The sequence below is a fragment of the Bacillus sp. 03113 genome, assembly GCF_006546985.1.
Taxonomy (GTDB): domain Bacteria; phylum Bacillota; class Bacilli; order Bacillales; family Cytobacillaceae; genus VATK01.
Window position 1 is genome coordinate 20,021 of sequence record NZ_VATK01000025.1, and the last position, 14,900, is coordinate 34,920.

General features: G+C 36.7%; 14 protein-coding genes and 2 other annotated features. Of the genes, 12 read left to right on the top strand and 2 right to left on the bottom strand.

Features of this window, described 5'->3' with window-relative positions; genetic code table 11:
• Positions 1-34: 34 nt before the first annotated feature.
• From FDO66_RS18940 to trpA, 8 genes are all read left to right on the top strand, one after another.
• Entirely contained in the window at positions 35-688 is a 654-nt protein-coding gene (locus tag FDO66_RS18940) for an MOSC domain-containing protein (RefSeq protein WP_181444658.1), read from the top strand.
• Positions 689-760: 72 nt separating this feature from the next.
• Positions 761-1,009: a binding site (T-box leader), on the top strand.
• A gap of 39 nt (positions 1,010-1,048) precedes the next feature.
• Positions 1,049-1,312 (top strand) — a binding site (T-box leader).
• Between the two features lie 79 nt (positions 1,313-1,391).
• Positions 1,392-2,786: an anthranilate synthase component I gene (trpE, locus tag FDO66_RS18945; RefSeq protein ID WP_141434229.1), complete on the top strand. Its 1,395-nt coding sequence runs from the start codon at positions 1,392-1,394 to the stop codon at positions 2,784-2,786.
• A complete protein-coding gene (locus tag FDO66_RS18950; RefSeq protein ID WP_141434230.1) occupies positions 2,783-3,394 on the top strand; it encodes an anthranilate synthase component II in 612 nt (203 codons plus the stop codon). Before trpE ends, FDO66_RS18950 begins: the two co-directional genes overlap by 4 nt.
• On the top strand, positions 3,366-4,391 hold the full coding sequence (gene trpD / locus FDO66_RS18955; RefSeq protein WP_141434231.1) for an anthranilate phosphoribosyltransferase: 1,026 nt from the start codon (positions 3,366-3,368) through the stop codon (positions 4,389-4,391). The genes FDO66_RS18950 and trpD overlap by 29 nt, the downstream gene beginning before the upstream one ends.
• 4 nt (positions 4,392-4,395) lie before the next feature.
• Positions 4,396-5,181, top strand: a complete 786-nt coding sequence (trpC, locus tag FDO66_RS18960; RefSeq protein ID WP_141434232.1) for an indole-3-glycerol phosphate synthase TrpC — start codon at positions 4,396-4,398, stop codon at positions 5,179-5,181.
• A gap of 4 nt (positions 5,182-5,185) precedes the next feature.
• Positions 5,186-5,812: a phosphoribosylanthranilate isomerase gene (locus FDO66_RS18965; protein WP_141434233.1), complete on the top strand. Its 627-nt coding sequence runs from the start codon at positions 5,186-5,188 to the stop codon at positions 5,810-5,812.
• The gene (trpB, locus tag FDO66_RS18970) at positions 5,809-7,005 is read left to right on the top strand and encodes a tryptophan synthase subunit beta (protein WP_141434234.1); all 1,197 of its coding nucleotides are present in this window, start codon (positions 5,809-5,811) and stop codon (positions 7,003-7,005) included. The genes FDO66_RS18965 and trpB overlap by 4 nt, the downstream gene beginning before the upstream one ends.
• Positions 7,006-7,009: 4 nt before the next feature.
• Entirely contained in the window at positions 7,010-7,789 is a 780-nt protein-coding gene (gene trpA, locus FDO66_RS18975; RefSeq protein ID WP_141434235.1) for a tryptophan synthase subunit alpha, read from the top strand.
• Between the two features lie 161 nt (positions 7,790-7,950).
• Here the strand turns inward: trpA and FDO66_RS18980 are convergent, their stop codons facing one another.
• Both FDO66_RS18980 and FDO66_RS18985 read right to left on the bottom strand, forming a co-directional pair.
• Positions 7,951-8,661: a DUF421 domain-containing protein gene (locus tag FDO66_RS18980; RefSeq protein ID WP_141434236.1), complete on the bottom strand. Its 711-nt coding sequence runs from the start codon at positions 8,659-8,661 to the stop codon at positions 7,951-7,953.
• Positions 8,662-8,961: 300 nt separating this feature from the next.
• Positions 8,962-9,630 carry an SOS response-associated peptidase gene (locus tag FDO66_RS18985; RefSeq protein ID WP_141434237.1) on the bottom strand — a complete coding sequence of 223 codons (669 nt, stop codon included), beginning with the start codon at positions 9,628-9,630 and terminating at the stop codon, positions 8,962-8,964.
• 112 nt (positions 9,631-9,742) lie between these two features.
• On the opposite strand from FDO66_RS18985, the gene FDO66_RS18990 reads away from it, so the two are divergent.
• The 4 genes from FDO66_RS18990 (at position 9,743) to FDO66_RS19005 (ending at position 14,701) form a co-directional block, all read left to right on the top strand.
• A complete protein-coding gene (locus FDO66_RS18990; protein ID WP_141434238.1) occupies positions 9,743-11,911 on the top strand; it encodes a beta-propeller domain-containing protein in 2,169 nt (722 codons plus the stop codon).
• 197 nt (positions 11,912-12,108) lie between these two features.
• Positions 12,109-12,759 carry an HAD family hydrolase gene (locus FDO66_RS18995; RefSeq protein WP_141434239.1) on the top strand — a complete coding sequence of 217 codons (651 nt, stop codon included), beginning with the start codon at positions 12,109-12,111 and terminating at the stop codon, positions 12,757-12,759.
• Between the two features lie 62 nt (positions 12,760-12,821).
• Entirely contained in the window at positions 12,822-13,346 is a 525-nt protein-coding gene (locus tag FDO66_RS19000) for a GNAT family N-acetyltransferase (RefSeq protein WP_141434240.1), read from the top strand.
• A 38-nt stretch (positions 13,347-13,384) separates the two neighbouring features.
• Positions 13,385-14,701, top strand: coding sequence for a M20 family metallo-hydrolase (locus tag FDO66_RS19005; RefSeq protein WP_141434241.1), 1,317 nt, complete (start codon positions 13,385-13,387; stop codon positions 14,699-14,701).
• The last annotated feature ends 199 nt before the right edge of the window (positions 14,702-14,900 follow it).

Here is a 14,900-nt window from a genome sequence, read left to right on the forward strand (position 1 = left end):
TTATAAATCTTTTAAAAATGGGGGAGAAAACTTAATGATCGGAGAACTCATTACACTCAGTATAGGTAAACCAAAGGATTATCAATGGAAAGGGAAAAATGTAAGTTCGGGAATTGGTAAATCCATTGTAAATGAAGTACTTTTGACAAAAGAGCGTTTTATCGGAGATGATGTAGCCAACCCTGCTTTTCATGGGGGTCCGGAAAGAGCGGTTTGTTTATATCCTTATGAACATTATCACTTTTGGGAAAAGGAATTTGGGGTTAAATTAACGCCTCCAGCATTCGGTGAAAATATTTGTGCCTCTGGGATGAAAGAGGATGATGTATATATTGGGGATATCTTTTCTTTAGGTGAAGCGAAAATTCAAATTACAGAAGGAAGGGTCCCATGTTCTACCATTTCTAAATTTAACGGGATTGACCCCTTGCTAGGAAGAATCGTTGAAACTTGCTTTACGGGTTATTTTTTTAAAGTACTTGAAGAGGGGAAGGTTTATAACACCTCTTTATTAAAGCTTGAAGAGCGTAAACAAGAACAGGTTTCTGTTTTAAAAGCTAATCATATTATGTTTCATCAGCAAAAAAACGTTGATGCAATGGAAGAGTTATTGCAGATTTCTGATCTTTCTCAAGCATGGAAAGAAAAATTAATAAACCGTTTGAATAAAAAGAGAGTAACAAAATAATATTTTCCTGGAAAATGTATTATTAGTTCTTGACTTCTAATACAATGGAGCACATAATATAGTTACATAATAATTTAAGCAATGACGAAGAGTAGTAGCTTCATTAGATACTTAAGAGAGCTGATGGTTGGTGAAAATCAGTGTAGATGATGATGTGAATGGACTTCCGAGCTTCCAAACCGAAACGTTAGATGGAGTAGGCTTTGGCGAACGGTCTCATCGTTACAAGGGACAGGTATTCAAACAATATGTTTCGATATCTGTTGAGTGAGCTGATTTTTCAGCTAATAAAGGTGGCAACACGGGTTTCTCGTCCTTTTTTGGAGGGAGGCCCTTTTTTGTTTGGGAAAAATAATAGCTTATAAATCGTTGAATAAGAGTAGTACATTGATAAAAATTCGTTTCAGAGAGCCGGTAAAGGGTGTGAGCCGGTACGAAAAGTCAATGGAATGGACTTATGAGAGATGACTTGAAATCGTAGTAGGGTCATCCGGAACTCCACCGTTAAAAGGATAGGGTATGAAAGGATGTGGCGTATTTTTTCACATGAATTCGTACTTGAAAGAGAGAGCAACTTGCTCTAATCTGAGGTGGTACCGCGGTTAATACATGATCGTCCTCTATATGCATAATAAGAATATGCGTATAGAGGACTTTTTTTATGGGAAATCAAATACGGACATGAATGAAGGGAGATATAAAAATGGTTACGACAGCAAATGAAGCATTTATCATGGAAGAGCTAGGTGGAGATACAATTACACCTATATCCATTTATCAAAAAGTAAAAGGAAAGAAAAAATTTCTATTAGAGAGCTCCTTAAAGCATGAAAAGTCAGGACGCTATTCTTTTATTGGTGCGAATCCATCTTTTGAATTAAAAGGATTCGGTTCAAAAAGCTATGTAGTAAAAGGTGAAACCGAGCAGGCTTATGAAGAAAAACCGTTAGATCTATTAAAAAAGCTTTTACCAAAAAAAGTAACATCCATCAACACGATGTTCCCATTAATTGGAGGAGCTGTTGGTTACGTTGGATATGATGTGATTCGTCAATATGAAAACATCGGCAAGGACATTAAGGATGAGCTTGAAGTACCAGACGTTCATCTCATGTTTTTCGAGGATTTAGTCGTTTTTGATCATCTAGATCAAAAGGTATTTATCGTGTCGATTGCACTCGATGATGAAACGACAACGGAAGATTTAAAGAAACGTATTGAGAGCAGAAAAGCTGAAATTCTTATGACAACGGAAGATGAAGAAATTGGCGAAGTTGTGATTTCCGATTTTCAGCCAATGAAAAATAAAGAAAGATATGAAGAGATGGTTAGGAAAGCAAAGGAGTATATTGTAGAAGGGGATATATTCCAAGTGGTTCCTTCACATCGTTTGTCGGCAGATTTTGAAGGAAAGCCATTTGACTATTATCGTAAGCTTAGAGTAAAAAATCAATCTCCTTACATGTATTTTCTAGATTATGAGGATTATGCCATTGTTGGTTCTTCGCCTGAGAGCTTAATTAAAGCTACAGATGGTCGGATTGTATCCAATCCAATTGCTGGATCAAGACCTAGAGGGAAGACGGTTGAAGAGGACCTTGCTCTTGAAAAGGACTTATTATCTGATGAAAAAGAGCTGGCAGAGCACAAAATGCTTGTTGACCTGGCTAGAAACGATATCGGAAAGGTAAGTGAATTTGGCAGCGTTCAAGTTGATAAATATATCAAGGTTGAGAAATATCGCCATATTATGCACTTAGTTTCTGAAGTAAGTGGGAAGCTAAAAGAAGATTATTCTGCGATTGATGCATTGATTTCTTGCCTCCCTGCAGGGACAGTGAGTGGTGCACCGAAAATAAGAGCGATGGAAATTATTAATGAGCTTGAGGATTCAAAAAGAGGCGTTTATTCAGGAGCCGTTGGTTATTTTTCCGCGAATGGAAACATGGATGTCGCTCTAGCCATTCGGACGATGGTGATTAAAGATCAAAAAGCCTATATACAAGCGGGAGCAGGTATTGTATATGATTCTGTACCTGAAAAGGAATATGAAGAAACGATTCATAAATTACGTGTATTTTTGGAGGGTCAAAAATGATTTTATTAATCGATAATTATGATTCATTTACGTTTAACCTATTTCAGTATTTAGGAGAATTAGGAGAAGAAATCAAAGTTGTAAGAAATGACCAACTGACGTTACAAGACATTGAACAATTGAATCCAGAGGCGATTGTTTTATCTCCAGGACCAGGGAAGCCTGAAAATGCGGGAATATGTGTAGATGTGATTAAGCATTTTTATCAAAAGCTGCCGATTCTAGGGATATGCTTAGGACATCAAGCGATTGGCTATGCGTTTGGGGCAACTGTAGAAAAAGCACAGAAAATTATGCATGGCAAGGTATCCAATTTAAAACATACAGGCGAGGATCTTTTCGAGTATTTGCCACAGCCAGTTGAGGTTATGCGATATCATTCTTTAATTATTAAAGGAGGAACGCTTCAGGAAGATTTTAAAGTCTTGGCAAAATCAATGGATGATCATGAAATTATGGCCATCAAGCATGCTAACTTCCCACTATATGGACTGCAATTTCATCCTGAATCAATCGGCACAGCTGTTGGAAAACAATTATTGAAAAATTTCTTAAAAGAAATAGGGAGGGACTATTCCCATGAGAGCTATTCTGCAACAGTTATCTGAAAAAAAATCCTTTACCGAAAACGAAATGTACGAAACTGTTAGTAAGTTTTTTTCTGAAGAAGTAACAGACAGTGAAATGGCTGCATTTTTAATGGGATTGAAAATGAAAGGTGAAACCGTTGAGGAGATAGTAGGATTTGTCAAGGCACTTAAAGAAAAATCCTTATCCTTTACGAAAGGGATCCCCAATTGCTTAGACAATTGTGGAACTGGTGGAGATGGCTCGAAAAGCTTTAATGTAAGCAGTACCTCTGCCTTCGTTATCGCAGGAGCAGGTATAAGAGTAGCGAAGCATGGCAATCGAAGCATTTCAAGTAAAACAGGAAGTGCAGACGTATTAGAAAACCTTGGAATTGCTTTAAATTTATCACCGGAAAGAATAGAGGAGATCCTTGAAGAGGCAGGAATTGCCTTCTTGTTTGCTCAGCATGTTCATCCACGAATGAAGAGAATTATAAAGGTGAGAAGAGAGCTAGGGATCCCAACCGTGTTTAATTTGATCGGCCCATTAACAAATCCAATTGAATTAGATTATCAGCTATTAGGCATTTATCGAAAAGATTATACGATGATGTTTGCAGAAGTGCTGAAAAAACTAGGTAGAAAACGTGCGGTTGTATTAAATGGAGCCGGCTCGATGGATGAGGCATCCCTACAAGGAGAGAATGAGCTAGTCATACTTCAAAATGGAGAAATCACGAAAAAAATCCTTCATCCAGAGGAAGTAGGGTTGTCGGTATATGATAACTCAGCTATTCGTGGAGGAGATGCGAAAGAGAATGCAGATATTCTGGTAAGGGTTTTAAAAGGAGAGAAAGGCGCCTATCGTGATACGGTTTTATTGAATGCTGGGATCGGAATTTTTACAGGTGCAAAAGCGAATACGATTGAAGAAGGAATTAAGCTTGCAGCAGAGAGCATTGATTCTGGAGCAGCGTTAGAAAAGCTTGAAAAACTAGTTAAGCTTAGCAAGGAGCTACAGAAAGAAGGGATCTAATACGATGGGAACTATTTTAGATAAAATAATTGCAGAAAAAATGAAAGTAATAGAGGATTTAAAACAAAGAAAGGATGAGCTTAAAGATCTGCCTGCTAGAAAAAAAAGATCCTTTCTTCAGAAACTAGAGGCAGCGAATGAATTAGCTATTATAGCAGAATTTAAGCGAGCTTCACCTTCAAAGGGAGATATCAATATTGGACTAGACCCTAGAGAACAGGCTTCCTCTTATGTCAAATATGGAGCAGATACGATCTCTGTGTTAACGGACGGGCCTTTCTTTAAAGGAAGCTATGCAGATTTAACAGCTGTACGTGAAGTGATTGATGCACCAATTCTTTGCAAGGACTTTATTGTCGATCCAATCCAAATCGATTTTGCAAAAAAAGCAGGAGCTGATTTAATTCTATTGATTGCTGCAGCACTGGAGGAGGAAAAGCTAATCCAGCTCTATCAATATGCGCTTGAACAGGATCTTGAAGTATTAATTGAGGTTCATAATGAAGAAGAAGCTGAAAAAACCTTTAAAACAGGTACGAAGCTGATTGGTGTGAACAACCGTAATTTAAAAACCTTCGATGTTTCTTTAGAAGTAACAGAAAAACTAGCTCCTTCTATTAAAAGCACAGGTGCTTTTCTGATCAGTGAGAGCGGGATGAAAACAATCGATGATGTTAAACGGGTAGTCAAAGCTGGCGCTAATGGGATTTTGGTTGGAGAAACGTTTATGAGAGCCTCCGATTTAGAAAAAACATTAACTGAGATGAAGCTGCCATTAGTAAGGGTGTGATCTTTTGGATGCAAAGGTTTGTGGAATTAAAGATATAGAAACTGCTGTTTATACAGCTAATAAGGGAGCTAAAGCAATTGGCTTTGTTTTTGCAGAAAGCAAAAGGAGAATTAGTCCAGCACAAGCAGCTGAAATAATTAAAGAGCTTCCTGATCAAATTTTAAAAGTGGGCGTCTTTGTCAATGAATCGAAAGAAACCATTGAGAGAATTATTGAAGAAACAGGGATAAATGCTGTTCAGCTCCATGGGGAAGAATCGCCATCCTTTTGTGAAGCTTTTTCTGTTCCAGTAATAAAAGCGTTTAGCGTCGGGAAGAAAGAGGATTTAGAAATAATTCGTGATTATACGTGTGAATATATTTTGTTAGATAGCCCGAAAGGTCAGTATCGTGGAGGAAATGGCATTTCATTTGATTGGAGCATTTTAAAAGGAAATGATTTTAAAGGGAAAAAACTCATTTTAGCTGGCGGTTTGAATGAACAAAATGTTTTGACAGCCATTCAGGAAGTCCATCCCTATATGGTGGATGTGAGCAGTGGAGTCGAGACAAATGGTGTAAAGGATCTGAATAAGATTGATGGATTTCTTTCAATTGTGAGAGATGCAGAAAAAAAGGAGGATATATCATGACAACGTATGCGTTACCAGATGAAAAAGGACATTTTGGCAAATATGGTGGACGATTTGTTCCAGAAACGTTAATGCAGGCAGTGCTTGAGCTTGAAGCAGAATACAAGAAAGCAATTAAAGACGAAGCCTTTCAAGATGAGCTTCAATACTTATTAAAGGACTATGTAGGCAGAGAAACTCCTCTATACTTTGCTGAAAACTTAACGAAATTTGCTGGCGGAGCGAAAATTTATTTAAAGAGAGAGGATCTCAATCATACAGGTGCTCATAAAATTAATAATGCGATTGGGCAAGCTTTGCTAGCGATTCGCATGGGTAAGAAAAAGGTCGTTGCAGAAACAGGGGCTGGACAGCATGGGGTGGCAACTGCTACAGCATGTGCCCTTTTAAACTTAGATTGCATTATCTTTATGGGTGAAGAAGACATCAAAAGGCAGCAGCTGAATGTATTCCGAATGGAGCTTCTCGGTGCGAAGGTCGTGAGTGTTACATCAGGAAGCAGAACACTAAAGGATGCTTGTAATGAAGCACTTCGCTACTGGGTAACAAACGTAGCAGATACTCATTATATATTAGGCTCTGTCCTTGGACCGCATCCTTTCCCAATGATTGTCCGTGATTTCCAAAGCGTAATTGGGGAAGAAACGAAAGCTCAATATGCAGAAAACGAAGGAAAGCTCCCTGAAGCAGTGGTCGCTTGCATCGGCGGTGGAAGCAATGCAATGGGCATGTTCTATCCTTTTATTAAAGATGAAAATGTCAAAATGTATGGGGTGGAAGCAGCTGGATTTGGAATTGAAACACAAAAGCATGCAGCATCGATTGCTGAAGGAAAAACAGGGGTTCTGCACGGATGCTTTATGTATTTGCTTCAGGATGAGGATGGACAAATTCAGGAGGCTCATTCGATTTCTGCAGGACTTGATTATCCTGGAATTGGTCCTGAGCATTGTTATTTAAATGATAGTGGAAGAGTTCAATATGAATCCGTTACAGATGAAGAAGCATTGGAAGGCTTTAAATTACTTTGTAAACAAGAAGGAATTATTCCGGCATTAGAAAGCTCTCATGCTGTTGCGTACGCGTTAAAATTAGCACCTAAGATGAAAAAAGAGGAAGGTTTAGTCATTTGCTTGTCTGGTAGAGGAGACAAGGATGTTGATGCAATTAAAGCAAGACTAGGGGGAGAGTAAGAAGATGAATCGTATCGTAAAAGCTTTTAATGATTTAAAGAATAAAAATGAAAAAGCTTTTGTTCCATACATTATGGCGGGAGACGGTGGACTTGAGGTATTAGAGGAGCGTATTACATTTTTAGAAAAAGCGGGGGCGACAGCGATTGAATTAGGACTTCCTTTTTCTGATCCTGTTGCCGATGGGCCCGTTATTCAAGCAGCAGGGCTTCGTTCTCTTCAGAATGGAACAACAGTCAAAAAAGTCCTAAAAACGATTGGTGAATTTCGCTCAAGAGTGAACATTCCGATCATTTTAATGACCTACTTAAACCCAATCCTTGCATATAATTTAGACAGTTTTCTGGCTGATTGTCAAAAAGTTGGCGTTGATGGTTTGATTGTTCCGGATTTACCAAACGAAGAAGAGGGCTTTGTTGTGGAAGCGGCAGAAAAAGTTGACATTGAAATTATTCGTCTTGTGACGTTAACGAGCCCGATCGAAAGAATTGAAGCCATTTCAAAGCTTGGAAATGGATATCTATATGCGGTTACCGTTACGGGTATAACAGGTTCGAGAGCAGAATTTCAAGCCCAGCTTGGCGATCATTTGAAACAAGTAAAGCAAGTAAGCAAGCTGCCTGTATTAGCTGGATTTGGAATCTCAACCCCTGCTCATGTTCAAGAAATGACACAATATTGTGATGGGGTTATTGTCGGCAGTAAGATTGTAGACCTTTTTGAAAAAGGGGACTTAAAAACAATCGAGGAACTTATTCAATCTTCAAAATCGATTCAAGTTTAATAGAAATTGATTTTTATGATTATGGAGCCAGGTATTTTCCATAAAAAGGAGAAGTACCTGGCTTTATTATCTTAATTTCATAAACCACATAATCTCTCGAACTGTTTCTGGTGTATGATTTTTCCTTATCCTGATGAGCAAGGGTCAACGCTTAAATATGATTATTCTATATCAAGAGGAGAGGTAATCTTATCTTTGTACAAATCAATATATAATTGACCATTTGTTCCTCGAATGCAATATGAAATATCAGGAAGAGTCAATCCTCGTTGTTTTATCTCTTTAAATAACCAATTTTTTGTTAGATCATTTTGAGTGAAATTTTTCTCAATAATTTGACCATCCATAATTAATTCAATGGGAAAAGCTGAGTGGATAGGAGTAAATATCCCTAAGTCTTTTTTGGTTACATTTCGATGTTGAAGCTTCTTCAATACTGATAAGTTTCCGTTCGTTTCGATAATAGCATATTCTACTTCATCAATATCAAATATATCTTTGTTCCTTAAAGCTTGATTTAACGAATCTATTGTAAATTTCAATTTCTCCATATTTTTCTCAAGTATTTTACCATCTTGTATGACTACAGTGGGCTCTCCAGAAAGTAACGCTCTAGCATTTCTATTTTTGAGTGAAATGAAAGCGAAAAGGAACATAATACTACTAAAAGTTATTAACGCAATAATAAAATTGCGGGAATGTATCGGAGTATTAAACGTCAAATTACCTGCAATAGTTCCTAGCATGATTGAAACAATAAAATCATGATAAGTCATTCGAGAAATAATTTGTTTTCCAAGAAATTGAGCAATACATACAAGCAAAACAGATGCAATAAGAGTTCGGATTATGACTTCGAAAGCTGTGACCATTCGGCTTCTCCTTTCAAGCTTTTACATGTTATTTATGTTTAAACGCCTTATTAAAAAAGCTTGAATACTGTGTAACGATAAGTGTCTAAATACCATTTTAATTCTCTAAGGCATTTTTTATACATGAAATTATCATAAGATAGTAAGAGAAGTTAAAAGAGCTTATTTCAGCATGACTGTAAAAGAGTACTAAAAAAGAGGATACTCGATCTTAAATTGAACGAACGATCCTCTAATAAACTTTTACTAGTGATTTAAACTAAGCCTAACACAAATTTTATTTCTTCTTAATTAAGTTCCTCAAATAGAATGGTTGGGAGCTATTAATTCCCGGCTATTATTTTTAACGGAATTCACTAATGTAGAAACTGGATATTTTTTCATTTGATTTGCTGGGTATGGAACAAGCAGTTTTTTTAACTCGTTGATATTCGTTTGTTTTGGGTTTAGCCAATCGTCATAAGCTTCAGGTGGAAGAATCACAGGCATTCGATCATGTACATCGATGGTAACTGAATTTGGTATGGTTGTAATTATCGTACAGGTTGATAGAGGGTCACTCGCTTTGTACCACGTATCCCACAAGCCTGCAAACGCAAACGGCTTTTCATCCTTCATGACAAAACGATATGGGATCTTCCCTGTTTCTGTTTTTTTCCATTCATAAAAGCTATCTGCTAGAATAAGACAGCGTTTTCGTTGAAAGGGCACTTTAAAGCTAGGCTTTGATTCGATGCCTTCTGCACGCGCATTGATCATTTTATAACCCATTTTTTCTTCTTTTGCCCAATATGGAACAAGGCCCCACTTCATCAGACTACCAACTCTTTTTTCTTGATCGGAAACAACGGTTAGGATTCTTTGACTCGGTGCAATATTATAGCTTGGAATCATAATGTCTGTAAATTCAAACTCAAATAGCCCCATTAATTCGTAAATTCCTTCAATTAAAGTAAACCTTCCGCACATTCCATATCACCTCATCTCTATTTTAAGTTGTTTGATTAAACATCACAAATTCCTGTTTCTTTTTGTAACAAAAATGAAATATTCTCCGTCTAGAAAGTAGAGGGGGATGTAAATGAAAAGAAAATGGATCATAGGAAGTGTGATTAGCCTTCTTGTATGCTTGATCACTTTAATGCTTGTAACAGAACAAAAAATAATCAGTGATTGGCCAAAGAAGGGTGAACGGGTTGAAGTCCTTACAAATAAAGTGTGGAATATTACCTTTTCAGAAAAAATAAAAGCAACAATTGATCTGAACCGAGAAATATCAGTAGTGAATAAGGATGGAGAAAAAGAAGCAGTCTCGGTTCAATTATCGGGAGATGGGAAAACAATCTCTATTTCTCCTCCGAAAAAAGGATATCGTGAAAATGAAACATATTCGCTCATTGTTTCGAAGGGAGTAACTTCGACGATGGGCCGCCGTCTTTCTTCCGAGCAAAATCTTAGTTTTAAAGTAAATCAGTCACTGCCTGTAGTTGGGACAAAAGAAAAATTAGCTGATTACTTTCAAAAAATCATCAAGAACCAGGGAAATACCGTTCATATATCTGAAGATCGGTCCACTGCAAAAATGGAAGCCTCAAATTCAACGGAGGACTCTTCCTCCCAGCAGGTTTCTGAAACAAATGTTCAGGTTCAAGGGATTGATGAAGCGGATATAATTAAAACGAACGGAAAAAATATTTTTCAAATTAGTGAGCAAAAAGTAAAAATCATTAATCCATACCCTGCAAATGATATGAAGCTAGAATCCGTTATTACTTTTGAGCAAAATTTTTCACCGATGCAATTGTTTTTATATAATGATCAGCTTGTGATTATTGGTCAAAGCTATCAAGAAGCAAACACACAACAGATAGAAAGAGAAATTGACTCGAAGGTCGCAATGAACGGACAAACAAAAGTGTTGGTCTATAACATATCTAATAGTATCCAGCCTAAAAAAGTCAGAGAGATTGAAGCAGAAGGGTCGTATGTTTCAGCTCGTATGATGGATGGGATTGTTTATTTGATTTCAAATGGTACTCCAGATTTCAGGGCATTAAATGGAAGAGGCGGGAAAAATATAGATTTACGACCTAAATATAAGGATTCAGTAATGGGTAAAGAAACTCAGTTCATCCCTTATGATGAAATTTACTATATTCCAGATTCTAAAGAACCGAATTACAGTGTAATTGCTTCCTTTAATTTAAATGAACCAAATCAAAAAACAGAAATAACGACGTATCTAGGTAGTGGTCAGGAAATTTATATGTCGAAAAAGAACCTCTATTTAGCTGTAGAGAATTGGTCAGCAGCACCGAATATGGAGAAGATCGTGCCCGAAAATATGTCGGTCAATACGAATATTTATAAATTTGCAATAAATGGGACAAAGGTTTCTTTTCACCGGACAACAGAAGTTCCAGGTCACTTATTAAATCAATTTGCCATGGATGAATATAATGACCACTTCAGAGTGGCAACAACGAAGGGATTTGCTTGGGATGATAAAAGTCCATCTGCAAACCAGCTATATATTTTTGACGATAACTTACAGCAAGTTGGTCAATTAGAAAACCTGGCTAGAGGAGAAAGAATTTACTCTGCTCGATTTTTAGGTGATCGCATCTATTTAGTAACATTTAAAGAAACGGATCCATTGTTTGTGATCGACGGTAGTGATCCAACACAGCCTAAAGTTTTAGGGGAATTAAAAATCCCAGGATTTAGTACGTATCTACACCCTTATGATGAAAATCATTTGATAGGATTCGGCTACGATACCCAAGTAGTGACAGATGGGATGGTTAGCAAGGAACCAAGAATTGTAGCAACGGGGATGAAAATATCTTTTTTTGATGTGAGTGACTTTGCCAATCCGAAGGAAAAGTTTACGGAAGTGATTGGAGATAGCGGTACTTATTCGCCTATATTACATGATCATAAGGCTTTAATGATTCAAAAAGAAAAAGATCTATATGGCTTTCCTATTACCGTTTATCAAAATCGAAATGACAAAAATAATCCACAAGTAATGACTTTCCAAGGTGCCTATTTGTATCATGTGGATGTAGAGAAAGGGTTTACTTTAACGCAGCAGATTACTCAACAAAACAATACAACTGAATATCCAGACTGGGAAAGTGAGATCCAAAGAATTATTTATATCCAAGATCAATACTACGCACTATCGAACACAGCTATTCTTTCCTTTGGGGGGAGTGGTATTACACAGATATTATCAACAAAATAATTGTTTTTTCTTGAGTTTACTTCCTTTTGGTGATGTTCATTATAAAAAAGACGTAGTAAAATAATAACAACTTCTTATAGAAATGCCATCAGTGGAGAATAAGTTCTCCTGCTGGTGGTATTTTCATTTTTTAAAGAATGATATGATGATTCTATGAATCATAAAGATTTATAAAATTCAGGAGGTTCGCTTCACGTATGATTATATTATTTGATTTAGATGGAACATTGACAGATCCCAAGGTAGGGATTACAAAATCTGTTCAATATGCATTAGCAAAAATGGGGATATTGGTAGAAGATAACGAAAAACTTACTCCATTTATTGGTCCCCCTCTTCAGCAATCATTTTCAGAATTTTATCATTTTAATGAAGAGGAAGTTCAACAGGCTATTGTATATTACAGGGAGAGATTTAAGGACAAGGGGTTATTTGAAAATGAGGTTTACCCTAAAATCCCAAAGCTATTAGAAAAGCTAAAGATGCAAGATCATATTCTTGTTGTTGCAACTTCTAAACCTACTATTTTTGCTGAAGAAATTTTATCTTACTTCAAGCTTGATCATTTTTTTCAATTCATTATTGGAAGCAATCTAGATGGAACTCGTTCTTCAAAGGGTGAAATCATAGAGTTTGTTTTAAATTCTATTCAAGAAAATAAGCTTGAAGACGTTGTCATGATCGGGGATCGGAAATATGACATTATTGGTGCGAATCAAAATGGAGTTCCATCAATCGGGGTTACTTATGGGTATGGAACAAAAGAAGAGTTAGAAGAGGTAAATCCTACTTATATAGTAAATAGTGTTGAAGACCTTGAAAATATACTAGTACAAATTACAAAATGATAAAAAAATGAAGGGCTTTTTCGTAGAATTCAACTGAATCCCAGGAGGTGCCTGCTACTCGCATGAAAATACGGAAATTAACGGCTAAAGATGCGAAAATTTATCGAAAGCTCAGAATGGAGGCATTGAAACAATTTCCTAATGCTTTTTTGATGACATTAGAGGAAGAGGAAAAAAGGATTCGGCCAATTAAGTATGTTAGTGAACAGCTTAAGGACCCGAATTGTTATACGATCGGAGCCTTTTTAAATGAGCAATTAATTGGGGTGGTCACTCTGCAAAAAGAAAAAACTCTTAAAATTAAACATAAAGGAAATGTTCTTTCGATGATTGTGGCTCCTAAATGTCAAGGGATGGGAATAGGAAAAATGCTTCTTCAGTCTATTATTAAAATAGCAAAGGAAAATAAATTAGAACAGCTTTACTTATCTGTCGTGTCGGATAATTTTATTGCCAAAAAACTTTATGCAAGTGTTGGCTTTCATCCATACGGACTTGAGAGAAATGCACTGAAGTGGAACAATAAATACTGGGATGAAGAGCATATGGTATTGTTTTTATCTTCAAAGCAAGTTACCCATACATAACCATAAAAAAAACCATAAGAAAGGAGCCTTAAAGCGTAATGATGGAAAATACTTTGTTTGATCGGTTAATGAACGATTTTGACTTCTCTCTCAATCGAGATGGAGTAAGTGGAGAACGAGTAGCAGAAAGACTTTATCAACTATCTCAAATCGGACTCACTCAAGAAGATGGTTCTTTTCGAATTGGTTTTTCAGCTGAAGAAAAACAAGCAAAGACGCAAGTCAAATCCTGGATGGAAATAGCTGGACTTACTGTAAAAGAAGATGGAGCTGGAAATATAATCGGCCGATTAGAAGGAAAAAACAAGCATCTACCTGCTATTGCATCAGGTTCACACGTCGATAGTGTTCCAAATGGAGGTCACTTTGATGGGCCGCTTGGCGTCATCGCAGCTCTTGAAGTGGCTGAAGCCTGGAAAACGATGAATTATCAACCCGAAAAACCTTATGAGATTATTATATTTACAGATGAGGAAGGAGTAAGGTTTAATGGAGGTTTTACAGGCAGCAAGGCTATGATGGGAAGTATTGATTACGTTGAACAGTTGAAGTTGATTGATGGAGATGGGAATTCTTTTGAGCAAGTATTAGAGGTTTATGGGTCTACCTTTGAAAAATTCAAGAATTCAGTTCGAAATGAAGATATATGGGAACTCTTTGTTGAAATTCATATCGAACAAGGAAAAAGATTAGAAAAGATGGATCTTCCTGTTGGAATTGTTACTGGAATAGCTGGACCTTGCTGGCTGGAAATTACATTTATTGGAGAAGCAGGGCATGCAGGAAATACACCAATGAATGACAGAAAAGACTCACTTGCGGCTGCAAGCGAATTTGTATTTTCCATTGAAGAATTACCATCAACCATCAATTCCAGTTCTGTTGCAACGGTTGGAAAGCTAAATGTATTTCCAAACGGTGTAAATGTCATTCCAGGAAATGTAACCCTGTTTGTAGATATCCGTGATATTTTTGAATCAACGAAACAGCAGTTGGTTGCGTTGATAAAGGAAAAAGCAAACTCAATAGGTGAGAAGAGGGATATAAACGTTTTAATAAACGATACTCTAAATATAGAGCCTGTTCCTATCCAAAAAGAAATTCAGCAAAAGCTTGAAGAATCAGTGGTGGCTAATGGTGTTGAGCCATATTTTCTGCCAAGCGGTGCTGGCCATGATTCAATGATCGTTGGGAAACAACTTCCGGTCGCAATGATTTTTGTTAGAAGCAAGGATGGGATAAGTCACAATCCAAAGGAATGGAGTACATTAAATGATTGCTTAACAGCTGTACATGTTCTTAAAGATTTTTTGGAAAAAGCAATGCAGGAGTCACCGCTTGTTAATGAATTATGATTGGAAAAAGGATCAGATTTCTACTAACGCAGGTTAGCGGGCCTGATCCTTTTATTTACACGCACATTAGAAAGAACATGTGAATGAAATTGTAATTATCTAATACAAATTTGCCATAAAAATACTTCACTAACACTATTCATTAGTAAAAGTTATTCTAAACATTCAAAATATTCATCTATTAATTTTTCATTTTAAA